The following is a 25625-nucleotide window of genomic DNA, read 5'->3' on the forward strand; positions in this document are numbered from 1 at the left end:
GCAAGGAACGAAGGGTCCCCTCAGCGCTCCGTGCAGGAGATGCAGGGGTCGATGCTGTTGACGATGAGCGGGATGTCCGCCACCTGGCACCCGGCCATCATCACCTGGAGGGCTTCCCAGTTCATGTAGGTGGGCACGCGCCACTTCAGGCGCTGGGGCATGTCCGTGCCGTCGGAGCGCACGTAGTAGAACACCTCTCCGCGCGGGGCCTCGGAGCGGGCCACGGCCTCGCCCTCGGGCACGTACACCGCGCCCTCCTGGCCGATGGGGCCCTCGGGGATGGTGTCCAGGCACTGCTCCAGGAGGTATACGGACTCCCTGGCCTCGCGCAGGCGCAGCATGGCCCGGGAGTGCACGTCCCCGGCGGTGTCGGTCTGCACCTCGAAGTCCAGCTCGGGGTAGACCGCGTAGGGGGCCTTGCGGCGCACGTCGTAGGCGATGCCCGAGGCGCGCGCCACGGGGCCCACCACCTCGTACTCGCGGGCCTTGTCCAGGGGCAGGACGCCGATGCCCATGGTGCGCTTGGTGATCAGCGGGTCGGTCTCGTAGACGCGGGTCAGCTCGGACAGCAGGGGCTTCAGTTTGTCGAGCTGTCCGCGCATGAAGCCCGTGACCTCGGCGTCGATGTCGTAGCGGCAGCCGCCGATGGCGAGCGCCCCAAGGTTCATGCGGTTGCCGTACACGCCTTCCTTCACGTCCTGCATGATCTCGCGGATCTCCATGGCGTGCATGAAGAGCGAATCGAAGCCCACCAGGTGGGCCATGATGCCCACGTTGAACAGGTGCGAGGCGATGCGCTTCACCTCGTCGGCGATGACGCGCAGGTACTGGGCGCGCTCGGGCACCACCACGCCCGCCAGGTTCTCCACGGCCATGCAGAAGGTGGCGGGGTGGCTGTTGGAGCACAGCGAGCACACGCGCTCGGTCAGGGTGACGTTCTGGAACCAGTTGCGGTTCATGGCCAGGGCTTCCATGCCGCGATGGACGTGGCCGGCGGCCAGTTCGAGGGAGCTCACGGTCTCGCCGCTCACCTTGACCTCGAAGTACATGGGCTCTTCCAGGGCCACGTGCAAGGGGCCCACGGGCAGGGTGTAGGTGCTGGACATCTACTTGGCCTCCTTGGCCCACTGGGGCATGTCCACCCCGGCGAAGACCTTTTCCCAGAGCGTCTTGGTGGAGGCCCCGTTCATCATGGTGGAGAGGGGGATGAGCCTGTCGAGCTGGCCGGACTCGATGTCCTTGTCCACGAAGAGCCTGCGCGGGTTGGGGTGGTTGTCCACCTTGATGCCGTAGAGCTCCATGAACTCGCGCTCGTTCCAGTCCGCGTTGCGGAACCAGCGGGTCAGCGAGGGCACGCGCGGCGGGTCCTCGTCAACGCACACGGCCACGGTGAGGCACACGCCGTCCAGGTCGAAGTGGTAGGCGATCTCGCGGCCGTCCACGCGGGCGTACTTGTCCGAGCGGTAGGCGGTGATGGTCATGAGCCGCGCCCTGGCCTGGGCCAGGCGCGGGGCGACGACCTCGAGCGACCCGGGCTGGCAGAGCTTGACCCAGCCGTAGTCGTTCTTCTTGAGGTCCTGCGTCCAGTGTATGCATTCCTCTCCGAGCGCGCCCGCGACGGCTTCGTGGAGGGTCTTACGCGCAATCTCGTTCATCTTTTTCCTCGGTGGCGGCCACGGCCGGGGCCGGGGCGTTGTGCTTGGCCAGGTGCTCGCGCTTGCAGGCCGGGCACAGCATGAACTTTTCGGGGTATTTCGATCCGAGCGACTCCACGACGCAGCCGGGGCGGGGGTGGATGCGCGCGCCGCACTCGGCGCACTGCCCGTAGCGCACGAAGCTGTGCTCGCGGACCTCGAAGCGCTCCGCGCCGCGGTGCGAGAGGTGCCAGTCGCCGCTCATGGTCAGGGCCTTGGTGGGGCAGTGGTGGGCGCACAGGCCGCAGAACACGCAGCTGTTGTGCCAGAGCACGTACTCAACGCCCGAGCCGTCCTCCACCACGCGCATCTGGATGGCCCCGGCCGCGCACACGTGGCGGCAGATGCCGCACAGGATGCACTTGGACTTGTCGTGCTGGGCCTTGCCGCGAAACCTGGCGGGCGTGTGCGCCGGGGCGAAGGGAAACGCCTCGGTGCTCGGGCCCTGGAGCAGGTTCTTGACCATTATTTTCAGGAACGGGAGCATGCGCCCTCCTCCATGCGTTCGCGCCAGACGTCGAGCGCCATGGCGATGCCTTCGATGATGGCCTGGGGCCTGGGGGGGCATCCGGGCACGATCACGTCCAGGTCGATGTACTGCTCCGGGGCCTGGTCCACGGTGTAGCTGTCGCGGAACACGCCGCCCGACACCGGGCAGACGCCCACGCCCACCGTGACCTTGGGGTTGGGGATCTCGTCGAACACCCGGAGCACCTTGTCGCGCACGCGCGCGGTCAGGGGGCCGGAGATGAGCACGATGTCCGCGTGGCGCGGGCTGCCGCAGTATTTGCATCCGAGGCGCTCCACGTCGTAGCGCGGGATCAGGGCCGTGGTGGCCATCTCCACGTCGCATCCGTTGCAGGATCCGGCGTTGAGCCTGTAGATCCAGGGCGACCTCGTGACGAGTTTACTCAGTTTCTTGAGCATCGGGTCCTCGCTTGTATCTTCACCCGGGGGCTCGAGCCCTGTCCGGGATTTTTCCGGAGCTTCCCGCTAACGCAGGACGCAGGCCAGCCCGAGGCTCAGAAGGGCCAGGGGCGCGGCGTACTTGATGAACACGGTGAAGCCCTGCTCCAGGCGCAGCCGTCCGGTGGCCACGCGGAAGCAGGTCACGGAGAGGAGCATCAGGCCCAGGCACTTCACCACGTGCCAGGCCAGGTTCACCAGGACGTTGCCCCCCAGCGGGTTGGGCCAGAAGAGCGCCACCACCAGCTCCAGCACGATCACCAGCTTCACGGCCGACATCAGGTTGAAGGCGGCCAGCAGCGGGCCGCTGTATTCCAGCAGCGGCCCCTCGATGACCTCGGGTTCGGCCTCGGGGATGTCGAACAGGCCGCTACTCATGGTGCCCGGGATGAAGATGAGCATGGCCGCCAGGGCGGGCAGCATCACGGGGTCTAAAAGCATGGGGCCGTTCGCGTACTGGTGGCTCATGATGGCGGTCAGCGACAGGGCCGACTCGCCAGCACCTCCGGCGCGCGCCCCCGCGGCCAGGAAGGCCGCGATGAGGGGCGTCTCGTAGGCGAACATGATGGCCATCTCGCGCGAGAAGCCGAGCGCGCCGTAGGGCGAGCTGGAGGACGAGCCCGCGATCATCAGGGCCATGGCCGGGATGGGCAGCAGGTACAGAAGCAGGATCAGGTCATTGAGCCCCGTTACGCCGGACCACACCCCGCCGATGGGCATGAGCGCGGCCGTGACGAGGACGCCCGTCAGGCCCAGCACCGGGGCCAGGATGAAGGCGGCCTCGTTGGCCGTGGACGGGATGAGCGTCTCCTTGGTCATGAGCTTGAGGATGTCCAGCACCGGCTGGATGAGCGGAGGCCCGACCCTGCGCTGGAGCCTGGCAGCGACGCGGCGGTCCACCGCCTTGAGGAACAGGCCCATGGACAGGGCGGCCGCGCCGCCCGGGAACACGAGAAGGGCGAAGGCCGCCTCGAAGATGCTATTCATGGCTCCCTCCGGCGCGCGGGGCCTGGAAGTATCCCCGGGTCATGCGCGACAAGAGTTGAAGGGGAGTGGCGAACACGTCGGCGGGGCCGAGGTGGGTGGCGGCCGGGTCCACCTTCTCGCCGCAGGTGTGGATGGCCGTGCGCCTGGCGGTCTTGGCCAGGCGGGAGGCCGCGTACCAGACGCCGCCGCCCGTTGCCAGGAGCATGAAGCCGAGGAGCGTGATGTTCAGCGTCCCGGGGCCTTGGAGGATGCCGGTCAGGCCCACCACGGGCGGAACCAGGCCGAAGCTCTTCTCGATGGCCGCGATGGGGATGAGGCCCAGGCCCGGGAACAGGCCCGTGAGCAGGCACAGCCCGGCCAGGGCCAGGATGGGCAGGCGCATGAAGAGCCCGGGCTCCTTGGCGTGGGCCGCCTTGGGCGAGAGCTGGCCGAAGAAGGCCGTGTGCATGAACTTGAGGAAGTAGGCCAGGGTGACCACGCTGGTCAGGATGGCGATCACGGCCAGGACGATCTCGCCCTGGTCGATCAGGGCGTAGTAGAGCACGTACTTGGAGGCGAAGCCGTTGAAGAGCGGCATGCCCGCCGCAGCGAACAGCGCGCAGGCGAAGGCCAGCAGCGTGAAGGGCATCTTGCGCCCGATGCCGCCGAGCTCGCTCAGCGAATGGGCGTGGGTGGAGAACATCAGCGCCCCGGCGCAAAGGAACGCCAGGTTCTTGAATATCATGTGGTTGAAGAGGTGCAGAAGGCCGCCCGCAACGCCCAGCGGCGTGGCCAGGCACACGCCCAGCACGATGTAGCCCAGCTGGCTCACGGTGGAATAGATGAGCATCTCCTTGATGCCCGTCTGCACCAGGGCCTGGATGCCCGCGTACAGGATGGTGATCCCGCCGATCCACGCGCCCACGTAGAGCAGGGCGTCCATGGCCCTGGCCGCGTCCGGGTTCACGTCGCCCGCCAGCACGAAGCGGAAGAGCACGATGCCGAAGGGCGCGCTTTTGAGCAGCATGGCCGAGATGTAGCCCGACACCGGCGTTGGCGCGGTGGCCGGGTGCATCTGCCAGTCGATGCGCACGGGCAGCATGGCCGCCTTCATGAGCAGCCCCAGGCAGACGAGCGCCATGGCCCCGAGCCACTGGCTCGAGGGGTTGGAGGCCAGGGCGCGCCCGACCTCGGCGAAGCCGTAGCCCCCGGCCAGCCCGCCCAGAAGCAGAAGGCCCATGAACAGGAAGGAGGCTCCGGCCAGGTTGAACAGGAAGTACTTGGTGCCCTCCCTGCGCGCCTCGGGGCTCTCCTCGTGGATGATGGCGAAGTAGAGCGGCCAGCTGCTCATCACTTCCCAGAAGCAGAAGAAGGCCAACAGAGACGTGGCCGAGGCCATGCCCACCAGGCCCGCGATCATCACCAGGAACACGGCCAGGAAGCGCCAGCCCGTGTGGCTGTGGGTCATGTAGCCCGTGGAGTAGGCCACGTTGCACACGCCGAGCGCCAGCACAAGGGCGGCGAAGCCGAGCTGGAACCCGCCCCAGGAGCCGGACTCGACGCCGAGCGCCACCAGGGCCAGCACCAGGCTCGCGGTGGCCGCGATGCCCGCCTTCTTGAGGTCCGAGCGCAGGATGACCGCCGCGACCGCGCCGAGCACGGGGATGACGGCCGAGAGCTTCCAGGGCACCGCGAGCGCGGGCAGGTCAAGCGCGCTGCCGGGCAGGATGGACGCGGCGGCCGGGACAACGAGCCCGGCCCAGGCCGTGGGGAACAGGCCCGAGGCCACGGCGGCGGCCGCGAACAGGCCCAGGACCACGCGCATGGTCATGGGCGTTTCGGCCGCCTGGCCGCCCGTGTAGGGGCTGAAGAAGAACACCCGGATCAGCCTGCCGTAGTAGACGCAGCCCACCAGGCTTCCGGCCAGGATCAGGGCGGCGGTCCAGGCGTGCCCGGCCTGCACGGCGGCCGTGAGCATCATGAACTTGCTGAAGAACCCGCCCGTGAGCGGCAGGCCCATGATGGACACCAGGCCCACGGCCATGCACGCGCCCGTGAAGGGCATGGCCTTGCCGATGCCAGCCAGGCCCTCGATCTGCTGCGTGCCCGCGCGCATGATGAACGCGCCCGCCGCGAGGAAGAGCAGGTCCTTCATCACGGCGTGGTTCACGGCGTGGGTCAGCGCGCCCGCAGTGGCCGCGAAGGTGCCCACGGAGAGGATCAGGGTGATCTCGCCGATCTGGGCCAGGGTGGAGTAGGCCAGCATGCGCTTCACGTCCTGCTGGCGCAGGGCCATGACCTCGCCCAAAACGAAGGTCACGGCGGCGGCGAAGGCCAGGAGCGAGGCCAGGGTCTGGCCGCCTCCGTTCACGGCCCCGGTGGCCAGGAGCGGGGCGAGCACGGCCAGGCCCAGCACGCCCGCCTTGGTCAGCAGGCCAGAGAGCGGGGCGGAGATGGACGAGGGGGCCACGGGGTGCGCGGCGGGCAGCCAGGAGTGCAGCGGGAAGAGGCCCGCCTTCACCGCGAACCCGGCCAGGGCCAGAAGCGCGATCCCGGCTCCGGCCGCCGGGCCGTAAGCCTGGAGGGCCTGGCCGAGCTGGGCCATGCCTGCGTGCGGGGCCGCGGCCTGGAGGGCGAAGAGACCCACCTGCATGGCATAGGCGCCGCCCGCGCACATGACGAAGTAGAGCTTGGCCGCGCCGAGGGCCTCGCGGGTGCGCTTGTGGGCCACCAGCATGAAGGAGCTGAAGGTCATGATCTCCCAGAAGGCGAAGAACCCGCCGAAAGTCGGCGCGGTGGCCAGTCCCACCAGGGAGGAGGTCATGAGCAGCAGGAAGAAGTAATAGTGATCGGAACCCTTCTCGTGCTCCATGTAGCCGATGGAGTAGACCACCACCAGGGCCCCGGCCAGGGCGAAGAGTCCGCCGAAGAGCTGTTGCACGGGGCTTGAATCACCCTGGACGAAGAAGGCGGCCACCGAGGCCGCGGCCACGATCCCGGCGGAGGCGTCCCTCCAGCGGGGGGCGAGGCGCCCGGCAAGGTAGAGCGCGAACGCCCCGGCAAAGGGGATGGCGGCGCTTGGGGGCCAGGTTCCCTCCAGCTCGGGCAGGGCCGCGCCGGACTTGCCGGCGATGGATTGGGCCAGGTGCACGAGCGGTTCGGGGAACAGGCAGGCCAGCAGGTACGCCCCGGCGCACACGGCCAGGGCCGTGGGCGCGTTGGAGCCCGCGCCGTGGGCCTGGGGTTCGCGCGGCTTCTCCAGGCAGACGCCCTGGACGATGCGGATGGTGTATACGGCGGCGATCACGCTGGCGGCGGCCATGGCCAGGGCAGTGAGCCAGTGCCCGCCCTCGAGGGCGGAGAAGAGGATCAGGCCCTTGCCGCCGGGAGCCTTGAAGGGCCCCATGCCGAGCGAGGCGAACAGAGCCAGGCCCATGACCGTGGCGGCCAGGGGCTGGCTCGCGGCCGAGGCGGCAAGCCCGGGCAGGCCGGGAGCCGTGGCCCGGCTGTTCAGTTTCAAGTACGCGAAGTACCAGAGGGCGCGCGCTCCCGCCTGGTAGAAGAGGTGCGCGGCCGCACCGGTGAGTCCGGAAACAGAGCCGAGGGTCACGCCGATGACTATATAGCCTAACTGGGCCAGGGCGGAGAACGCCATGAGGCGCGTCATCCGGTCCATGGACCGCAGGGAGCGTGTTTCGGAGTAGACCGCTAGCGCAGCTCCGGCGAGCAGTCCGAGTTGGGTTGGCAGTTCCATTGAAGCCTCCTTTGAGGCCCCCCTATTACGGAACGGTTTTGATTTCTGTCCGCCAGCCGACGTTTCCGCCGATCATTCGGGGCAGGGATGGGCGAGGTACTGAAGTTCGTCCATGTTCATAACTAGATACTCGCCCCGGGAGATTTTTTTCAGGATGCCTTCCTTTTCCATCCCGGAGATGAGCGAGGACACGGTCTGGCGCGAGGAGCCCACGATGGTGGCGATCTTGTCCACGGTGAGGCCCACGCTGACCAGGATGCCGTTGGGGGTCTCGTCGCCGCGCACCAGGGCCTGCTCGTAGAAGTAGGCGGCCACGCGCTTGTCGATGTCGAAGAAGTACAGGCTCTCGATGGTGGAGATGGAGCCGTGCAGCAGCTTGCCCAGGGACATGAACAGCGAGAGGACGATGCCCGGGCTCGTCGAGGCCAGTGTGTAGAACTTGAAGACCGGGCAGGTGAGCAGCACCGTGTCCTCCATGGCCGTCACGTAGGCGCGCGTGTGCGTGGCGTACACGTCGCCCGGGCCAAGAAGAGCGAGCGAGAGCTCCTTGCCCTCGAGCCCCAGGTAGACCCGCACCTTGCCCTGGCGGACGATGAAGATCATGTCCTCCTTGTGGTGGGGCCAGAACATGATGTGGCCTTTCTTGTAGCGCCGTTCGACCAGCTGGGAGAGTATCTCCGCGTGTTCCGGGCTGGCCAGCATTTCGAGCAGCTGCTGGCCTATCTTCATATGCTTGAGGGGCATGGGAGGGGCCGCCTGGGAGGTATAGAGTGAAAGCCCAGGTTCCTGGCGCGCTTTTTTCCGAGTGCTGGGAGCGGGGAGAGTGCGAGGGTGCGGGATCGGAAGGGCGGGCCGGAATCCGAGAGGCTTCGAAGAAGCCCCCATACTCGAACGCCCGGCCGCAGTCCAGGGATTTCAACCGTCCCGGGCGGATTCGGCGCCAGTGCTCGAAACCGTTCCCGCTTTTCGCCGGTAGGGTCGCCTGAAGAATTTCTGCCTGGAACAGGGAATTGCCGCCGCATGTCTGTTTCGCGTGTTCCGCCCATGCCGATCTGGTGTATCAGGCGTCAATGGAGGTCGCCCCCATGCAGACGAAACCGAGCCATGAAGTCCGGCGGGATTGCTTCAGCTGCCTCTGGGAACCTGTCTGGCATCAGTCGGGAGGCGGCTTTTGCGGGCGGTGCCGCAACCCGGATTGCGGCGGGCTCAAGGTCTGCGCCGTCCGGGACGAGATCGAATCCGTGGCCCCGGGCAGGCGCGGCCTGCTGCTCTCCTGCGCACAATGGTGTTCTCCGCGCCGGTTTCCGTCCCGGTGCCGGGCGCGCCGGGCCGGCTCCCCTTGCCCGTGAGGCGCCCCGGCCGGTTTTTCTTGACAGCGGGAGGGGAATGCGTATTTGTTGAAAGCAACTGAAGGGGAGTAGCTCTCCTGGGCAAGGTCAACAGTACTGGCGTCGTGTCCCGGCGCTTGGCCTTGCCGTCGGCCCCCGCCGATGAGCGAGACCTTCAGCATGAGCAATCATGCTGGAAGTCTCGTTTTTAGTTTGGGGACTTCCAGCAAAACCCTGGCGACCAGCCAGGCGAACTGGAGTACCCCATGCGAACAAGTCCTCTCCACCAATCCTTCCCGCACCCCCGGGCCGTGGCCCTGGAAGCCCCCGCGCAGGGCCTGCCGCTGCGCTGGCTCGTGCTGCCCGTTCTTCTGGCCCTGGCCGTGCTCCTGGCCGGCGCGGGCCAGGCCGACGCCAAGCGCCTGGGCGGCAACAAGTCCTTCGGCAGCCGCGACTCCTACTCGACCAACTACTCCAAGCCCGCTCCCCCGGCCCAGGGAGCCGCCACCACCCAGCAGCAGGCCGCGCAGAAGCCGCAGGGCGCGCCCGGCCAGGGCGGGTTCATGTCCAAGTTCGGCGGCATCGGCGGGATGCTGGGCGGCCTGCTCGTGGGCGGGATGCTCGGCTCGCTGCTGTTCGGCGGCATGGGCGGGGGCGTGGGAATCCTCGAGATCATGCTCCTGTGTTTCGCGGGCTACATGCTCTTCAGGTTCATCCGTTCGCGCCGCGCCGCGCAGGCTGGCGGGGAGCGCCCGGCCGCGAATGACGGCCTGGCCTACGCCGGGGCCGGAGCGCCGGACCCCGCCCAGGACGTCCGACCCGACGGCTGGGGCGCCCTGCGCCAGGGCCAGGCGGGCGGGGGAGCGGCGGTCGCGAGCGCGCCCGTGGCGCTGCCCGACGGCATCGACGAGGAGGAGTTCCTGGCCGGGGCCAAGGCCCTCTACGCCAGGCTCCAGGCCTCCTGGGACCGCCGGGACCTGGACGACATCAAGGGCTTCACCAGCCCCGAGGTCTTCGCCGAGATAAGCGACCAGGCCAAGAACGACCCGCAGCCCGGCCGGACCGACGTGCTGGTGGTGGAGGCCCGCGTGCTGGAAGCCGCTACGCACGGGACGCAAACCGTGATATCGGTGCTCTATGACGCGCTCCTGCGCGAGGACAAGGCCGAGGACCGCCCGTCGCAGGTGCGCGAAATCTGGCACATCCGCCGCGACGAGGCGTCTCCGAAGCCGCAGTGGGTCCTCGAAGGCATCCAGCAGCTCAACTGACCGTGAAAAGCGGCCTCGATACCGGCCCGGGGCTCTTCGCGACCCCGGGCCGCGCCTGAAACCCGGCGCGCGAAAGCGCCGATAAGATAGCGGCGCCCCCCCCCGCCGCGTTTGGAGACGACAGTGCAAACCACCTGGATGTGGATAGGCTTCAACCTGCTGGTCCTGGCGCTCCTGGCCCTGGACCTGGGCGTGCTGCACCGCAAGGGCCGGGAGATCGGCGTGCGCGAGGCCCTGCTCTTGAGCCTGGTCTACGTGGCGCTGGGCCTGGCCTTCGGCGCGGGGGTGCACCATGTGCTGGGCCCCCAGGCCGGGACCGAGTACCTGACGGGCTACCTCATCGAGAAGAGCCTCTCCATCGACAACATCTTCGTCTTCGTGCTTGTCTTCATGCACTTCGGGGTGCCGCGCGAACACCAGCACAAGGTGCTCTTCTGGGGCATCCTGGGCGCGCTCGTCATGCGCGCCACGCTCATCGTGGCCGGCGCGGCGGTGCTCGAGGCCTTCCACTGGCTCATCTACGTCTTCGGGGCCTTCCTGGTGTTCACGGGCCTGAAGATGCTCGTCACCGTGGGCCAGGAGCCGGACCTCGCCAACAACCGCATCAACGCCTTCATGCGCCGCCACTTCCGGGTGACGGACGGCTTCGAGGGCGGCAAGTTCGTGGTCAGGCGCGGGGGGCTTCTCTACATCACGCCGCTCTTCATCGTGCTGGCGCTCATCGAGTTCACGGACGTGGTCTTCGCCCTGGACTCGATCCCGGCCATCTTCGCCATCACCACGGACCCCTTCATCGTCTACACGTCCAACGTCTTCGCCATCCTGGGCCTGCGCGCGCTCTACTTCGCCCTGGCCGGGGTGATCCACCGCTTCCACTACCTCAAGTACGGGCTGTCGCTGGTGCTGGTGATCGTGGGCGCGAAGATGATCGTCAACGCCTGGTTCGGGGGCAAGGTTATCTCCACCGAACTGGCCCTCTCGGTCACCAGCGCGATCATCGCGGCCTCGGTGCTGGTGTCGCTCCTGAAGACCCGCGAGCGCCCTTCGGGCGAGGAGTTGCGCGAGGCCGCGCGCTGGTGGGTGCCCGGCAGCCCGCCCAAGGCTCCTGTCCCTCCCGGCGGAGAGGACAAGGCCCCAGCGGCGAGGCAACGCTCTACGGAGGAATGAGGCCATGAAGCACACGCAAGACGACGCAGCCGAGCGCCTCGATCCCAGCGCGGGCGGGACCGCCTCTCCGGGTTCTCCGGGCGCGCCGGACGCCGGGGGCCAGGGGCCGGACGAGGTCGGCCCCCTGCACGCGCGGTTCTACCGGCCGTTCCTGCTCCTGGTGTTCGTGGGCGCGGTCCTGGTGTTCGGCGCGCTCCTATGGCCTTTCAAGCACGCCATCGTCATGGCCGCCATCCTGGCGCTGGTGCTCGCTCCGCTGCGCAAGCGCATGGAAAAGGCCCTGGGCGGCGCGCGCCTGGCCACGGCCGGGGTTTTGACCCTGGCGACGCTTTTGTTCATCGTCATGCCCACGGCCACCCTGGTGGTGGTCCTGGCCAACGAGGCCGGGGCCGTCATCGAGAAGGGAATCAACTGGTTCAACGAGGGCGGCCTGACCACGCTTCTGGCCTGGGTCAGGTCCCTGGGTTTGCCGGACTGGCTCCAGCCCGTGCTGGACCGGGTGCCCTTCGAGGCCCAGCAGCTCAAGGCCTGGCTGGTGACCATGGCGGGCGGCGCGGGCAAGGGGCTTTTGTCCATCGGCAGGGGATTCGCCGGTCAGATGGCTTGGTTCCTCTCGCAAGTGGTGATGCTGCTTCTCTTCCTGTTCTACTTCCTGGCCGAGGCCGAGCGCGTGGTGCGCGGGCTTCGCCGCCTCTCCCCGCTGCGCCACGGCCAGGAGCAGGAGCTCGCCGGGCGGCTCAAGAACGTGGCCCGCTCCATCCTGGCCGGGGGCGTGGCCGCCGGGCTGTCCCAGGGCTTGGCCACGGCCGTCGGGCTCTGGATCGCGGGCGTGGACGCCCTGTTCTGGGGCATGGTGGCCGTGGCCGCCTCGCTGGTGCCGGTGGTGGGCCTGGCGCTCATCCACATCCCGTTCGTCATCTACCTTTTCGCCGCCGGGTCCACGGGCAAGGCGGTCTTCCTGCTGATCTGGTGGCTCGCGGTGGTCAGCACCGTGGACAACGTGGTACGGCCGTTCTTCATAAGCGGAAGCGCGCAACTGCCCCTCTTGATGATCTTCGTGGCCATCGTGGGCGGCATCCTGCTCTTCGGGCCGCTGGGCATCATCTACGGGCCGGTGGCCATGAGCCTGTGCCTCGTGGTGTTCCAACTGTTCATCGAGGCCCAGCCCGGCCAGGGGAGCGGTTGAATCGGGCGCGCCGGAACGCGACGGGAGGGCATCGTGAATCCAGCCAGCGAAAAACAGTGGCATCGCATGAGCGCCGCCCAGGCCATCGAGGCCTTGGGCTCTGACGGCGAAAAGGGCCTGGACGCGGCCGAGGCCGCGCGCAGGGCCGGGGAATCCGGACCCAACGCCCTGACCGCGCGCCCGGGCAAGTCGGCGCTCACGCGCTTTTTGCTCCAGTTCCACCAGCCGCTCGTCTACATCCTGATCGCGGCCGGGGTGGTCACCGCGGCCCTGGGCGAGCCGGTGGACTCCTCGGTGATCCTCGGGGTGGTGATCCTGAACGCGGTGGTGGGCTACATCCAGGAGGCCAAGGCCGCGGGGGCGCTGGAGGCCCTGGCCAGGTCCATGGTCACGGAGGCCACGGTGATCCGCTCCGGGGTGATGAGCCGCATCCCGGCCGTGGAGCTCGTGCCCGGCGACCTGGTGGTGCTGCGCTCGGGCGACAAGACCCCGGCGGACCTGCGCCTGGTGTCGGTGAAGAACCTCCAGGTGGACGAGTCCGCGCTCACGGGCGAATCCGTGCCCGTGGAAAAGGACGAGACGGAACTGCCCGAGGACACGGTCTTGGCCGACCGGCGCAACATGGCCTACGCCTCCACCCTGGTCACCTACGGCCAGGGCACGGGCGTGGTGGCGGCCACCGGGGACCGCACCGAGATCGGGCGCATCTCCGGCATGGTCTCCGAGGCCCAGGACCTGGCCACCCCGCTCACGCGCAAGATCGAATCCTTCAGCCGGGTGCTGCTCTGGGCCATCCTGGCCCTGGCGGCCGCGACCTTTGCCGCCGGGGTGCTGCGCGGCGAATCCGCGGCGGAGATGTTCATGGCCGCCGTTGCCCTGGCCGTGGGCGCAATCCCCGAGGGCCTGCCCGCCGCCGTCACGGTTATCCTGGCCATGGGCGTCTCGCGCATGGCCGCGCGCGGCGCGATCATCCGCAAGCTCCCGGCCGTGGAGACCCTGGGCGGGGCCACGGTGATCTGCTCCGACAAGACCGGCACTCTGACCCAGAACCAGATGACCGTGACCGAGATCTTCGCTGGCGGGCGCTCCCACGCCGTGAGCGGGGCCGGCTACGACCTGGCCGGAGAGGTAGAAGGGGCCGGGAGCCGCGACGAGGCCCTGCGCGAGACCCTGCGGGCCGGGCTCTTGTGCAACGACACGCGCATCGAGTCCGGGCCGGACGGGTACGTGGTGGTGGGCGACCCCACCGAGGCGGCGCTCCTGGTGGCCGCGTCCAAGGCCGAGCTGGACAGCCCGGAAGAGGTCCACGCGAGGCTCCCGCGTTTGGACGAGCTGCCTTTCGAGTCCCAGCACCAATATATGGCTACCCTGCACGGCCGGGGCGGCGGCCAGCCCGCCGTGGCCTACTTCAAGGGCTCGGTGGAGGCCGTGCTCGCGCGTTCGGCGGGCGCGCTCGGGGCGGACGGCTCGGCCGCGCCCCTGGACGCGGCCATGCTCCACGCCCAGGCCGCGCGCATGGCCTCCCGGGGCCTTCGCGTGCTGGCCATGGCCCGCAAGAAGCTGCCCCCGGGCACGGCCTCCATCGAGCACGCGGACGTGGACTCCGGGCTCGTGTTCCTGGGCCTGCAGGGCATGATCGACCCGCCCAGGCCCGAGGCCGTGGAGGCGGTCCGGTCGTTTCGGCGCGCCGGGGTGAAGGTGAAGATGATCACCGGGGACCACGCCATGACCGCGGCCGCCATCGGCGCGCAACTGGGGCTGGGCGGGGCGTCCTGCCCGGACGCGGCCGGGTGCGCGGTGCTGGACGGGGCGCGCATGGCCGGCATGTCCGACGCCGAACTGGCGCGGGCCGCCGTGGAGACCGACGTGTTCGCCCGGGTGGCCCCGGAGCAGAAGCTCCGGCTGGTCATGGCCCTGCAGGGGCGCGGCGAGGTGGTGGCCATGACTGGCGACGGCGTGAACGACGCGCCCGCGCTCAAGCAGGCCGACATCGGCGTGGCCATGGGCCTGGGCGGCACCGAGGCCGCCAAGGAGGCCTCGGACATGGTGCTCACCGACGACAACTTCGCCACCATCCAGGCAGCCGTGGAGGAGGGGCGCGGGGTCTACGACAACCTGCTCAAGTTCATCGTCTGGACCCTGCCCACCAATCTGGGCGAGGGCCTGGTGATCCTCGCGGCCATCTTCCTGGGCGTGGCCCTGCCCATCCTGCCCGTGCAGATCCTCTGGATCAACATGACCACGGCCGTGTTCCTGGGCCTGACCCTGGCCTTCGAGCCCAAGGAGCCCGGACTCATGGACCGCCAGCCCAGGAAAAGCGACCACCCCATCCTGGACCGGGAGCTGGTGAGCCGCATCGTCCTGGTCGGGGCGATCCTCCTGCTGGCGGCCTTCGGGCTCTACAAGTGGGAGCTGGCCTCGGGCGCGGGCGAGGCCCAGGCCAGGACCGTGGCCGTGAACGTGTTCGTGATGGTGGAGGCCTTCTACCTGTTCAACAGCCGCTCCTTCACCCGCTCTCCCTGGGAGCTGGGCTTCGCGGCCAATCCCTGGCTCCTTGGCGGGTTCGCGCTGATGATGGCCCTGCAGGCCTGCTTCACCTACCTGCCGGTGATGAACGCCATGTTCCAGTCGGCCCCGGTGGGGCTTCTGGCCTGGGTCAAGGCCGTGGGCGTGGGCTTGGTGGCCTATGTCGTGGTGGAGTTCGAGAAGAAGTTCCAGGCCCGGCGCGCCGCGCGCCTGCCCTGACGCCGGGCCACACGGCCCGGCGGCGCGCGAAGGGGCGAGGCCGAGACGGATCAGGACTTGGTCACCCAGACCGGAAGGCCGGAGTTGGCCACGATCCACTCCACCACCCCGCCCATGAGCAGCCTGCGAAGCCCGGTGCGGCCGTGGGAGGCGATGACGATCACGCCGGGGGGGCCGTTCTCGGCGTACTTGAGGATCTCCTCGGACGCGTTTCCCTCCAGGAGCTTGCCCCGGGCGGCCACCTGGGCCTCGCGGGCCATGGCCAGCACCTCGTCCAGGTGGCCCCTGGAGGCTGCGGCCAGCTCGGCGGCGGCCTGCGGGGCCAGGGCCAGGTACTCGTTGGGCACGTCCATCACGCAAACCGCCTCGACCATGGAGTCGAGTTCCCGGCCCAGGGCTATAGCCTTTGCGGCCGCATCCCTGGAAAAACGCGAGCCGTCGGTGGCCAGGACGAGCCTGCGCAGGTTCACGGGCGCGCCCTCGGGCACGATCAGCACGTCCGTGCGCGAGAACCCTATGGTCCTGGCCGTGACGCTGCCCAGGAGCAGCCTGCCCACGGCGGAGGTGTTGCGCCTGCCCATGATCACCAGGTCCGCGCGCAGGGCCTCGGCCAGGTCCGCGATGGCCTCGCCCGGCTCTCCCTCCTCGCAGGCCGTGGCCAGGGGGAGGCCGCGCGTGGCGGCCTCCCTCCGGGCTGATTGAAGGGCCTGCTCGCAGGGCTGGCGCAGCACCCGGGCGATGTCCGAAACCCCCACGAGCCTCAGGTCCCCCTGGTAGGGCGGAACCACGGCCACGGCGGTCACCGAGGCCCCGTGGGTTCCGGCCAGGTCCAGCGCGGCCTTGACCGCGTAAGCGCTGGGAGCCGAGTCGTCCACGCAGACGAGCAGGCGCTTGAGCGGCATGGCCCTAGGCCTCCAGCTCCCGGGCCTGGGGCGACATGGCCCTCTTGGCCTTGAGCATGCTGCCCAGGATGATCACCGCGCCCACGGCCAGGGCGGCCACCATGAAGGCGAAGCTGACCTTGCCGAGGATGGAGACCGTGGCGTCGCTCACCTGCATGAGGCCCAGCTGGCCCAGGTACTCGGGCATGGCCAGGGCGCGCGACACGGCAACGATGAGCATGATCACGCCCATGACGATCTTGATCATGTGCTCCTTCACGTAGGTGGTGCCGATGGCCCCGAGCTGCACGCCGAGCAGCGACCCGGCCAGGATGATCAGCGTCAGGCGGATGTCCACCATGCCCTGCATGGCCCAGTTCACCGAGCCGGCCAGGCCCATGACGAAGGCGATGACCAGCTCCGTGGCCGAGGCGACAAGGCTGGTGGCCCCGAGGATGTAGATCATGCCGGGCACGCCGATGAACCCGCCCACGGCGATGGTGGCCGCGAGCATCCCCGTGGCCAGGCCCACGGGCAGCAGGAACCACAGGGAGATGCGCAGGCCCGCGCGTTTGAAGCTGATCATGGGCCACAGATCGATCTTCTGGAGCCTGAGCGCCAGCGAGCAGGTCTGCTCCACCCCGCAGGAATTCCTGGCGGACTTGAGGGCGTCGGCCATGACGATGCCGCCCACGATCACCAGCACGGCCACGAAGGACACGCTCACGTACAGGTTGGACCCGGCCTGGCCCCAGGCCGCGAGGATGAAGTTCTGGACCTTGATGCCGATCTGCACGCCGATGCCCGCGAACGCGGCCATGCACAGGCCGAGCTTGATGTCCACCTGGCCGTAGCGGTAGCGCTTGATGGAGCCCACCAGGGCCTTTGGGAACTTGTGGCACATGTTGGAGGCCACGGCCACGGTGCCGGGCACGCCCAGGCTCATCATGCCCGGGGTGAGCACGAACGCCCCGCCCGAGCCGATGAAGCCGCTGACCAGGCCGCCGATGAAGCCCACGATGAACAAAAACCCGATCCCGGTGGCGTCGAGCTGGATGAAGCGGGTGGCTTCGTTAAGCATATCCATTTGGAATGTCTCCTTGGGTTCGGCCGGTTAGGCGTTGACGGCGGCGCGGGGGCGGGTGTCCTTGCGGGCCGGGGCCTGCACGGAAGCCTGGGCCGGGGCCTTCTTCACGGCGTTTATGCCGAGCACTTCCCACAGCGTTCCCGCGAACGTGCCGTGCACCCAGGAGAACAGGAAGACCGTGGCGATGGGCAGGGCGGTGTACACGCCTCCCTTGGCGAAGTTGGCCATGATCACGTCCTGGAACATGTAGACCGCCGTGTACAGGGCGCAGCTGCCGAGGCCGTACGCCATGAGCTTGCCCAAGGGCTTTTTCTTGTCGGCTCGCATTCCGGTTGACTCCTTGTTTTGTTTGAAATTTCACAAACAAGGGCGGACCAAGGCCACCCCTACCCGATCACCTCGAACAGGGGCATGCTCACATGGAAGCCGTCCCTGCCACGCTGCTCCTTGACCGCGAGTACGAACTCCACGCGCCTCAGGCGCGCGCACTCCTGCTCCACCACGTCCGCCGCCTTGCCGAAGCGGACCACGTGCCTGAAGGCGATCCCGGCCTCGTCCGCCTGCCGGGCGAAATCCCCGGCCGACTGCTCCGCCCGGGCCTCGAAAAGCTCCCCGGCCTTGGCGGCGTGGGAGGCTTCCGCGTCGGCCTCGATCTTGCCGACGCTCAACCCCACCACCTCCGTTCCCAGCCGCCCGGCCACGCCCAGGGCCTGGCGGATGAGAGCCGGCGAAAACACCGCCTCGGTGGACACGGCCACGATCTTCTTGGCCGCCGCTCCCTGGCTGGCCAGGCCCATCTCGCTCACGGGCAGGCCGTGCCCGGCCAAACCGGCGGCCTGGCCCGTCTCCTCCAGGTACTCCCGGAGACGGCCCGGCCGCCGGATGCGCACGCCCGGCTCCGGCTTGCAGCCAAAACGAGCGGGCATGCCTAGACCCTCGCCCTCGGGCGGCTGTCCGGGCGCTTGGCCCTGGGCGCGGACTGTTCCCCTCGGTCCCGGGCCTGCCCCAAAAGGTCCAGGGATTCTTCTTCCAGGCCGCGCTCGGCGAAAGCCATGGCCGCGAACACCGTCTCGATGCGTTCCTTGATGCTGGCCATTTCCGTGTCCTCCTCGTGGCTCTTTGCCCCCAGTTACCAAGATGCGTGCCAGGATTATTTAATTGAAATAATTGAATTTAATTTTGATCGAAAAAGAATTCCGTTGCGCTTTGCAACGCAAATGCGGGCAAGGTCCCGGCAAGGCGTGTTGCGCATCACAACGGGTGTTGCAAAACGCCACAGCAGCTGAAGCAGGCGTTGCGGGGGGGATGGAAAAACACGTATCAGGCGTGAAACCGCAGAGGTGAACATGATCTTCTTCCAGAAGCGCACCGAGGGCAAAGCGCCCGAGCCCTCCACCAGCGACCTGGGCGAGCTCAAGGCCCGCGCCCAGGCCCCGGGCCTTCCGCCCCACGCCAGGGAGGCGGCCCTGCGCGAGATCGAGAAGCTTTCGAAGACCGACCCGTCCGTGGCCGAGTACTCCGTGGGCCTGGGCTACCTGGACTTCCTCCTGGGCCTGCCCTGGAGCGCGGCCACCCAGGACAGGCTGGACCTCAAGGCCGCCGGGGCCGTGCTCTCGGCCAGGCACCACGGGCTCGGGCAGGTGAAGGAGCGCGTGCTCGAGTACCTGGCCTCGCGCGCGCTGCGTTCCGCCTCGGAGTTCCACGTCCTGGTGGTGGACGACGAGGACATCGCCCGGGCCAACCTGGAGCACGTGCTTACGAAGGAGGGCTACCGCGTGCGCGGGGCCTCCAACGGCCTGGAGGCCCTGGAGGAGGTGCGGCGCTGGGAGTTCGACCTGATCGTCACGGACCTGAAGATGGACCGGATGGACGGGATGCAGCTCCTGGAGGAGGCGCGCAAGCTCTCGCCCTCGACGCAGGTGATGATGGTCACCGGGTTCGCCACGGTGGACACGGCCGTGCAGGCCATGCGCCAGGGCGCTGTGTACTACCTGGCCAAGCCCGTGAATTTGGACGAACTGCGCGCCACGGTCGCGGCCCTGGCCCGGGACAAGGCCGCGCCCACGGTGTTCCGCAGCCCGGTGCTCTGCTTCTCCGGCCCCCCGGGCACGGGCAAGACCTCGGTGGGCCAGGCCATAGCCGAGGCGCTGGGGCGCAAGTTCCAGCGTATGTCCCTGGCCGGGCTGCGCGACGAGGCCGAGTTGCGCGGGCACAGGCGCACCTACGTGGGCGCGCTGCCCGGGCGCGTGCTCACCGCGATGAGCCGCCTGGGCGTGCGAAACCCGGTGTTCATGCTCGACGAGCTGGACAAGATCGGCAAGGACTTCCGGGGCGACCCCGCCGCCGTCTTCCTGGAGATGCTCGACCCGGAGCAGAATACCCAGTTCGTGGACAACTACCTGGAGGTGCCCTTCGACCTCTCCCAGGTGCTCTTCATCGCCACGGTCAACGACGTGCGCGAGCTCTCGGGCCCGCTGCTCGACCGCCTGGAGGTGGTGCCCTTCCAGGGCTACACGGCCGCCGAAAAGGTGGACATCGCGCTCGGGCACATCCTGCCCAGGCAGTTGCGCGAGCACGGCCTGACGCACCCCTACCCGGCGTTCACCCCAGGGGCCGTGAACGCGGTGGTGGACGGCTACACGCGCGAGGCAGGCGTGCGAAACCTGGACCGCGAGCTCGGCCGGGCCTGCCGCAAGCTGGCCAAGCTGCGCCTGGAAGAGGGCGGGCAGGCCGGGCCGCTCACCGTGGACGAGGCCCTGGTGCCCGCGCTTCTGGGGCCGAGGCGCTACATCCGCGAGGCCGCCGGGGGCGAGCCGCGCGTGGGCGTGGCCACGGGGCTCGTGTACGCCGACCACGGGGGCGAGATCATTTTCGTGGAGGCCATCCGCATGAAGGGTTCGGGCAACATCACCCTGACCGGGTCCCTGGGCGAGGTGCTCTGCGAGTCGGCCAAGGCCGCGCTCAGCCTTGTGCGCTCAAGGGCCGGGGAACTGGGGATCGACCCGGGAGCGTTCCTGATGGAGGACCTGCACGTGCACATCCCGGCCGGGTCCATCCCCAAGGAGGGCAGCTCCGCCGGGCTGACCGTGGCCCTTGCCCTTGCCTCGCTCTACACGGGCAGGGCGCTCAGGCGCGACGTGGCCATGACCGGGGAGATCACGCTCACCGGCCAGGTGCTGCCCGTGGGCGGAATTCGGGAAAAGGTGCTGGCCGCGGCGCGCGCCGGGGCCGCGAGGGTGATCCTGCCCGAGGCCAACCGGCCCGAGGTCGCGAACATGGCTGCGGGCGAGGCCGCAGGAGTGGAGGTGGTTTTCGTCATGACGGTGTTCGAGGCGTTGGGGCTGGCGGTGGCGTGATTGTTGATGCCCGTCTCACGTGATTTTGCTTGAGGTGAGATTGGCGGTTGTTATTTAACTCGCGGGGGGCATGGGCAACGATTTGTGTCAAGTAATCATCGCGGTTGCAGAGAAGTTTATGTTGTTCATTAAGCCAATATTAACGCCGTTGGCGTCTGCATTTTTTGGGGCTTGGTTTGCTGCAAGGATCGTTGAGAAACGAGAGCGTAAGAAGCGTGAAGATGAGCAAGTTGGGGCAATTAATGTGGTTATTTCATCTATGGCAATGAATTACAATAGGGCATTGTCGATTAAGAAGCAATTCCTTGATGAATTCAGGGAGGACGCTTGGAGGCATATACATATTAGGCCAATAATTAAAATAGAAATGCCTAGATTTGTTATAGATTACAAATCAATATCATTTTTGCTTGAGCATGATTGTCGAATGCTAGTGCAAAGCATTTCTGCTGCTGAAGATACTTTAAATTCGCTTGTTATGTTGATTAACAAACGGTCTGACATGCATTATGAATGTGTTCAGGGCGCATTTGAAAAGAACAGTGTGTCGCCGAATAGTGAAATGACAGAGAGCGAAGTCATTAAAGTTGTCGGTGTGAAGACAAATGGAAATATGAAGTCAATGACTGACGATATGTATGATTTTTGTGATGCGGCAATCGAAATGTCTTATGGTGTGGCAGGGGAGCTGAGTGATGTGGCCATCAAGATGTTCCCTGGGAAGAGAATATTGAAATTTGAACGATAACAGCTCTCTCAAAGAGTAAAAAACGGGTGGTTGTAACAGGCAGCACTTTCGCTTTTCCCTCACTCCTCCATCCCGTACCTCTTCAGCTTCCGCCACAGCGACACCCTGTCTATCCCCAGCACCTCGGCGGCCTTGGTCTTGTTGCCGCCTTCAAAGGCCAGCACGGCCTCGATGTGCCGCCTCTCAAGCTCCTCCAGCGTGATCAGCTCCGGCCCCTCGTGCTTCACCAGCGCCGGGGCCTCGCCCCTCAGGTCGAGCGGCAGGTCCCCGGGCTCGATCTCCTCGCCCTTGGCCATGATCACCGCGCGCTGCACGATGTTCTCCAGCTCCCGGATGTTGCCCGGGTAGTCGTAGGCCATCAGGTGCCGCACGGCCTCGGCAGAAACCCCCCGCACGGCCTTGCCCATGGCGGGGGCGTACTTGGCGATGAAGAACCCGGCCAGAAGCGGAATGTCCTGCCTGCGCTCCGAGAGCGGGGGCACGCGCAGCGTGATCACGTTCAGCCTGTAGAACAGGTCGGCGCGAAAGAACCCCAGGTCCACCTCGGCCTTGAGGTCCTTGTTGGTGGCGGCCAGGATGCGCGCGGCCACCGGGATCTCCTGCGTGCCGCCCACCCTGAAGAAGTGCCGCTCCTGGAGCACGCGCAAAAGCCTGACCTGCATGGTGAGCGACATCTCGCCGATCTCGTCCAAAAAAAGCGTGCCTTCCCCGGCCACCTCAAGGAGCCCCTTCTTGAGGGCGGAGGCGCCCGAGAACGCGCCCTTCTCGTGGCCGAAGAGCTCGTTGGCCAGCAGGTCCTCGTTGAAGGCCCCGCAGTTGATGGCCAGGAAGCGCTTGGCGCTTCTCGGGCTCGCGTCGTGGATGGCCCGGGCCACCAGCTCCTTGCCCGTGCCGGTCTCGCCCAGGACGAGCACGGTGGAGCCCGTGGGCGCGATGTGGCGGATGTTGTCGCGCAGGGCCTGGATGGCGGGGCTCTCGCCGATGATCAGCGGGCCGTGGCCCAGTTCGGCCACCTGGCGCGACAGCCGGGCCACCTCCTGGCGCAGGCGGCGCTTGTCCATGGCCTCGGCCACGGTGGCGCGCACCTCGGCCAGGCCGTAGGGCTTGGTCAGGTAGTGGCAGGCCCCCAGGCGCATGGCCTCCACGGCCGAGGCCACGGTGGCGTGGCCGGTCATGACCACCACCTCGGTGTCGGGCCAGAGCCGCTTGGATTCCGAGAGCACGGCGATGCCGTCCAGGCCCTTCATGCGCAGGTCCGTGAGCACGAGGTCGAATTCGCGCGAGCCGAGCGTCTCGAGTGCCTCCTCGCCGCTCGCGGCCTTGGCCGTGGCGTAGCCCTCGCGTCCCAGGATGTGGGCCAGGTTGTCCACTGCGATGGGCTCGTCGTCCACGATGAGGATGGTGCCGCCCCTCACGCCGCCTCCTGGCCCGGGCGCGGAAGCGGCAGGCGGATGACGAAGCGCGCGCCCCGGCCCCCGGTCTTCTCGGCCTGGATGGAGCCCTTGTGCTTCTCGATGATCCCGAAGACGATGGAGAGTCCGAGCCCGGTGCCCTTGCCCACCTCCTTGGTGGTGTAGAAGGGGTCGAAGATCCTGCCCAGGTCGTCCTCCGGGATGCCCACTCCCGTGTCCTCCACGGCGATGACGGCCGTGCCGGACCCGGGCTCGGCCGTGGCCGAGACGGTGATTGCCCCGGGCGGGGCCGGTATGGCCTGGGCCGCGTTCAGGAGCAGGTTGATGAACACCTCCTGCATGCGCGCCGCGTCGAGCTCGAGCACGAGGTCTTGCGGGATGTCCGTCGAGAGCGTGATGCCCGAGGGCACCTGGCTGGAGACGAGCCTCGCGGCCTTGGCCACCACGTCGGCGAGCTGCGCGGGCTTCAGGCTGAAGTCCTTGGCGCGGGAGAACTCCAGGAGGCCCTTCACGATGTCGCGGGCGCGCAGCACCTCCTGCTGGATGTTGCCGAGCATCCGCGCGGCGAAGGCCGGTTCGCACTGGCCGTGCTCCTCGATGAGGATCTGGCAGGAGGTGGAGATGTTGTTCAGCGGGTTGTTCAACTGGTGCGCGATGCCCGAGGTGAGAACGCCCAGCGAGGAGAGCTTCTTCTCCTGGATGAGCTGGTCCTGGCGGCGCTCCAGTTCGCGAAGCATGCGGTTGAAGGCTTCCAGCACGCGCCTGGTCTCGTCGTTGGAACGCGGCACGGGCAGGGTCTTGAAGTCGCCCTGGCCGATGGCCGTGGTGGCGTTCACGATGGTGCCCAGGGCGCGCAGGATCTTGCGCGCGAGCAGGAGCGCCAGCACGATGCCCGAGACGGCTATGAACACTCCGGAAATGAGCAGTTGGCGCTTGAGCGTTTCCACCAAGAGAAGCGTGCGCTCGCGCTCGGCGTTTTTCAGCTCCAGGGACAGGTCCACCAGGTCCTTGCCCGCCTGGCGCAGGTCCTCGCGCTGCTGGGAGGCCTGCTGCCCGGCGCTGTCCGGGCGCAGGCCCGCGCTCCTGGACTGGTAGAGGTCCAGCACCTCCGAGAGCCGGGCCATGGTCCGCCTTGCGCGGCCGTCGCGCGCGATGGCGGACATGGAGCCCAGGGCGGCGCGGGCCTGGCCGGTGTAGCGCTGGCTCTCCTCGAAATCCTCGGCGTGGCCGTAGAGCAGGTAGTTCTTCTCGTAGCGGCGGATTTCCAGGATGGTGTTGGAGAGGTCGTCGGCCATCTCCATGAGCGTCAGGGTGGCTTCCAGGCGGGTGAGGTAATTGAAGGAGACCACGCCCACCACGGCGAAGATGAGCACGGGGATGACCACCCCGGCCACCACCTTCTGGCGGATGGTCAGGTGCGGCAGGGAGTCTAGGAGTTCGTAAAGGCTTTTCACGGGCCCACCTCGCGCGCCAGGCGCGCGGGGAGGGAGTCTACGGCAAGCGCGCGGGAAATAAAAGGGTGCGGGACGTTTGCGGGGCGAAGCGGTCCCGGGCGCCTCTCAGCCCTGAAGCGAGAGGCGCTCGATGCCGACGCGCTCCAGGTCCACCACGGCCATGCGCCCGTCCGGGCCGCCGAGTCGCGGCGGATGCCCGAGCGCCAGGCGCACGGCCTCGGAGAGCACGATCCCTGCGGCGACGTGCAGGGCAGGGGGCTGGCAGCCGAGCGTGTCCTCGGCGCTTCTTGGCCTGGCGGCCCCGTCCGGGCAGAAGAGGCTCGCCGGGCCGCGCCCGCCGGGCAGCACGGTGGCGGCCACGGCGGTCCAGCCGGCCACGCTGGCCGTGACCAGGGGCACCCCCGCGCGGCCTGCCCCGGACTCGGCCGCCGGGCGGCAGGCCATGCCCCCCAGCGCGTCCAGGGCGATGTCCGCCCCACGGTAGAATTCCTCGAAATCCCCGGGCTCCACGAAAACCTGGCGCACCTGGAGCTCCACCGACGGGTTCACGGCCTCGATGCGCTCCTTGGCGGCTGCCGCCTTGGAGGTTCCGAGTGTCCTCTCCGTGGCCAGGAGCTGGCGGTTCAGGTTGGTGGGCTCGAACACGTCGTGGTCGGCCGCGCGGATGATCCCGAAGCCGAGCCGCGCCAGGCCCTCCAGGATGATGCCGCCGAGCCCGCCCAGGCCCACCATGGCCACTTTGGTCTCCAGGAGTCTGGCCTGCCCGGCGCAGTCCAGGGTCTTGAAGTTTCGCAGGTAGCGCTCGGGGACGATCCCGCGCCGCAAGGCCTCGATTTCCGCGAGGCGCAGGGTCAGGCCCAGGAGGTGCGCGGCGCTTCGCACCGCGCGGTGCGGGAGCATGCGCACGGGCGTGCCGTCGGGCAGCGCGCCTTGTTCGGCCAGTTCGTCCAGGGGGGAGCTCACCCGGCGGTCCCGGGGAGGATTGGGGCGAGGTCGCGCAGGGGCATGGTCACATCTTCTTGAAGCCCAGGAGCACGCGGTAGGGGCCGGGCACGCCCGGGGGGGCCAGGGCCACCCGGTCGCCCCCGGATATCCGGGCCAGGGCGGGGGTCGCGGCCTTGCCGTTGACGAAGATCACCTCGACCATCTCCCTGGGGATGTCCAGCTGTCCGAGCAACTCGGCGCCGCTGACGCTGCCCGGGATGCGGACCTCCATGGGCATGTTCCAGCCGCGCTCGCGAAACAGCGCGGCCAGGTCCATGAAGGCGCGCAGCTCGATGGCCGCCTCGGCCCGGGAATCCGGCGAAATGGTTTTCACGTGGTGGCCTCCGGGGGAATCAGCCGCCGCCGACGGCAGGAAAGAGGCTCAGCCGGTCGCCGTCGGCGAGCGCCCTGTCCGGAGCGGCGTGGACCCCGTTGACGAAGAGCACGGCGACCGCGTCCGGGGCGATGCCCAGGCGGGCGATCACGTCCCCGGCCGTCTCGCCCTGCTTCAGGGGGAAGCGTTCCTCGTCCTTGGGCTGGAAAGGGCTCAGGGTGGCGAAGCACTTCACTGTAATCTGCATGGTTGCGAAACTACGGGCGCACGGCCCGGGAGTCAATGGCGGGCGGAC

Annotated in this window: 23 protein-coding genes; 6 read left to right on the top strand and 17 right to left on the bottom strand. The window is 68.1% G+C overall.

The genetic code is table 11. The annotated features are described in order from the left end of the window. Positions 1 to 20 precede the first annotated feature (20 nt). The 7 genes from ACZ5V4_RS11030 to ACZ5V4_RS11060 form a co-directional block, all read right to left on the bottom strand. Positions 21 to 1106: a hydrogenase large subunit gene (locus tag ACZ5V4_RS11030; RefSeq protein ID WP_464314907.1), complete on the bottom strand. Its 1086-nt coding sequence runs from the start codon at positions 1104 to 1106 to the stop codon at positions 21 to 23. Then, a complete protein-coding gene (locus ACZ5V4_RS11035) occupies positions 1107 to 1655 on the bottom strand; it encodes an NADH-quinone oxidoreductase subunit C (protein WP_464314908.1) in 549 nt (182 codons plus the stop codon). After that, positions 1636 to 2181, bottom strand: a complete 546-nt coding sequence (locus ACZ5V4_RS11040; protein WP_464314909.1) for a 4Fe-4S dicluster domain-containing protein — start codon at positions 2179 to 2181, stop codon at positions 1636 to 1638. Before ACZ5V4_RS11040 ends, ACZ5V4_RS11035 begins: the two co-directional genes overlap by 20 nt. Continuing rightward, positions 2166 to 2621, bottom strand: a complete 456-nt coding sequence (locus ACZ5V4_RS11045) for an NADH-quinone oxidoreductase subunit B family protein (RefSeq protein ID WP_464314910.1) — start codon at positions 2619 to 2621, stop codon at positions 2166 to 2168. Before ACZ5V4_RS11045 ends, ACZ5V4_RS11040 begins: the two co-directional genes overlap by 16 nt. 66 nt (positions 2622 to 2687) lie before the next feature. Further along, entirely contained in the window at positions 2688 to 3647 is a 960-nt protein-coding gene (locus tag ACZ5V4_RS11050; protein WP_464314911.1) for a respiratory chain complex I subunit 1 family protein, read from the bottom strand. After that, on the bottom strand, positions 3640 to 7380 hold the full coding sequence (locus tag ACZ5V4_RS11055) for a proton-conducting transporter transmembrane domain-containing protein (protein WP_464314912.1): 3741 nt from the start codon (positions 7378 to 7380) through the stop codon (positions 3640 to 3642). The genes ACZ5V4_RS11050 and ACZ5V4_RS11055 overlap by 8 nt, the downstream gene beginning before the upstream one ends. Before the next feature lie 72 nt (positions 7381 to 7452). Then, a complete protein-coding gene (locus ACZ5V4_RS11060; RefSeq protein ID WP_464314913.1) occupies positions 7453 to 8124 on the bottom strand; it encodes a Crp/Fnr family transcriptional regulator in 672 nt (223 codons plus the stop codon). An 850-nt stretch (positions 8125 to 8974) separates the two neighbouring features. Between ACZ5V4_RS11060 and ACZ5V4_RS11065 the strand changes: the two genes are divergently transcribed. The 4 genes from ACZ5V4_RS11065 to ACZ5V4_RS11080 all read left to right on the top strand — a co-directional run bounded on the left by ACZ5V4_RS11065 (position 8975) and on the right by ACZ5V4_RS11080 (position 15074). Further along, positions 8975 to 9976 (top strand): Tim44 domain-containing protein, encoded by a 1002-nt coding sequence (locus ACZ5V4_RS11065; RefSeq protein WP_464314914.1) that lies wholly within the window; start codon positions 8975 to 8977, stop codon positions 9974 to 9976. A gap of 123 nt (positions 9977 to 10099) precedes the next feature. Then, positions 10100 to 11143: a TerC family protein gene (locus ACZ5V4_RS11070; protein ID WP_464314915.1), complete on the top strand. Its 1044-nt coding sequence runs from the start codon at positions 10100 to 10102 to the stop codon at positions 11141 to 11143. A gap of 4 nt (positions 11144 to 11147) precedes the next feature. Then, entirely contained in the window at positions 11148 to 12329 is a 1182-nt protein-coding gene (locus ACZ5V4_RS11075) for an AI-2E family transporter (RefSeq protein WP_464314916.1), read from the top strand. Positions 12330 to 12362: 33 nt separating this feature from the next. Continuing rightward, entirely contained in the window at positions 12363 to 15074 is a 2712-nt protein-coding gene (locus ACZ5V4_RS11080; RefSeq protein WP_464314917.1) for a cation-transporting P-type ATPase, read from the top strand. Positions 15075 to 15124: 50 nt separating this feature from the next. Here ACZ5V4_RS11080 and ACZ5V4_RS11085 read toward each other — a convergent pair whose 3' ends face one another. The 5 genes from ACZ5V4_RS11085 to ACZ5V4_RS11105 are packed head-to-tail and all read right to left on the bottom strand — an operon-like array spanning position 15125 to position 18138. After that, entirely contained in the window at positions 15125 to 15976 is an 852-nt protein-coding gene (locus tag ACZ5V4_RS11085) for a universal stress protein (RefSeq protein ID WP_464314918.1), read from the bottom strand. Positions 15977 to 15980: 4 nt separating this feature from the next. Then, positions 15981 to 17042 carry a sulfite exporter TauE/SafE family protein gene (locus ACZ5V4_RS11090; RefSeq protein ID WP_464314919.1) on the bottom strand — a complete coding sequence of 354 codons (1062 nt, stop codon included), beginning with the start codon at positions 17040 to 17042 and terminating at the stop codon, positions 15981 to 15983. Between the two features lie 27 nt (positions 17043 to 17069). Further along, positions 17070 to 17369, bottom strand: a complete 300-nt coding sequence (locus tag ACZ5V4_RS11095; RefSeq protein WP_464314920.1) for a hypothetical protein — start codon at positions 17367 to 17369, stop codon at positions 17070 to 17072. A 59-nt stretch (positions 17370 to 17428) separates the two neighbouring features. Continuing rightward, complete coding sequence (locus ACZ5V4_RS11100; RefSeq protein WP_464314921.1) at positions 17429 to 17968, bottom strand: hypothetical protein; 540 nt, start codon at positions 17966 to 17968, stop codon at positions 17429 to 17431. A gap of 2 nt (positions 17969 to 17970) precedes the next feature. After that, positions 17971 to 18138 carry a hypothetical protein gene (locus ACZ5V4_RS11105; RefSeq protein WP_464314922.1) on the bottom strand — a complete coding sequence of 56 codons (168 nt, stop codon included), beginning with the start codon at positions 18136 to 18138 and terminating at the stop codon, positions 17971 to 17973. Positions 18139 to 18388: 250 nt separating this feature from the next. Between ACZ5V4_RS11105 and ACZ5V4_RS11110 the strand changes: the two genes are divergently transcribed. After that, the gene (locus tag ACZ5V4_RS11110; RefSeq protein ID WP_464314923.1) at positions 18389 to 20398 is read left to right on the top strand and encodes a S16 family serine protease; all 2010 of its coding nucleotides are present in this window, start codon (positions 18389 to 18391) and stop codon (positions 20396 to 20398) included. Positions 20399 to 20468: 70 nt separating this feature from the next. Continuing rightward, the gene (locus ACZ5V4_RS11115; RefSeq protein ID WP_464314924.1) at positions 20469 to 21146 is read left to right on the top strand and encodes a hypothetical protein; all 678 of its coding nucleotides are present in this window, start codon (positions 20469 to 20471) and stop codon (positions 21144 to 21146) included. 59 nt (positions 21147 to 21205) lie between these two features. On the opposite strand, the gene ACZ5V4_RS11120 is transcribed toward ACZ5V4_RS11115, so the two are convergent. From ACZ5V4_RS11120 to ACZ5V4_RS11140, 5 genes are all read right to left on the bottom strand, one after another. Continuing rightward, positions 21206 to 22561, bottom strand: a complete 1356-nt coding sequence (locus tag ACZ5V4_RS11120) for a sigma-54-dependent transcriptional regulator (protein WP_464314925.1) — start codon at positions 22559 to 22561, stop codon at positions 21206 to 21208. Continuing rightward, entirely contained in the window at positions 22558 to 24012 is a 1455-nt protein-coding gene (locus tag ACZ5V4_RS11125; protein WP_464314926.1) for a sensor histidine kinase, read from the bottom strand. Before ACZ5V4_RS11125 ends, ACZ5V4_RS11120 begins: the two co-directional genes overlap by 4 nt. A 105-nt stretch (positions 24013 to 24117) precedes the next feature. After that, on the bottom strand, positions 24118 to 24975 hold the full coding sequence (locus ACZ5V4_RS11130) for a ThiF family adenylyltransferase (RefSeq protein WP_464314927.1): 858 nt from the start codon (positions 24973 to 24975) through the stop codon (positions 24118 to 24120). A 46-nt stretch (positions 24976 to 25021) separates the two neighbouring features. Beyond that, on the bottom strand, positions 25022 to 25273 hold the full coding sequence (locus tag ACZ5V4_RS11135; protein ID WP_464317827.1) for a MoaD/ThiS family protein: 252 nt from the start codon (positions 25271 to 25273) through the stop codon (positions 25022 to 25024). A 76-nt stretch (positions 25274 to 25349) separates the two neighbouring features. Continuing rightward, positions 25350 to 25577 carry a MoaD/ThiS family protein gene (locus tag ACZ5V4_RS11140; RefSeq protein WP_464314928.1) on the bottom strand — a complete coding sequence of 76 codons (228 nt, stop codon included), beginning with the start codon at positions 25575 to 25577 and terminating at the stop codon, positions 25350 to 25352. Positions 25578 to 25625 lie beyond the last annotated feature (48 nt).

The organism is Fundidesulfovibrio sp. YSD1, assembly GCF_055397115.1.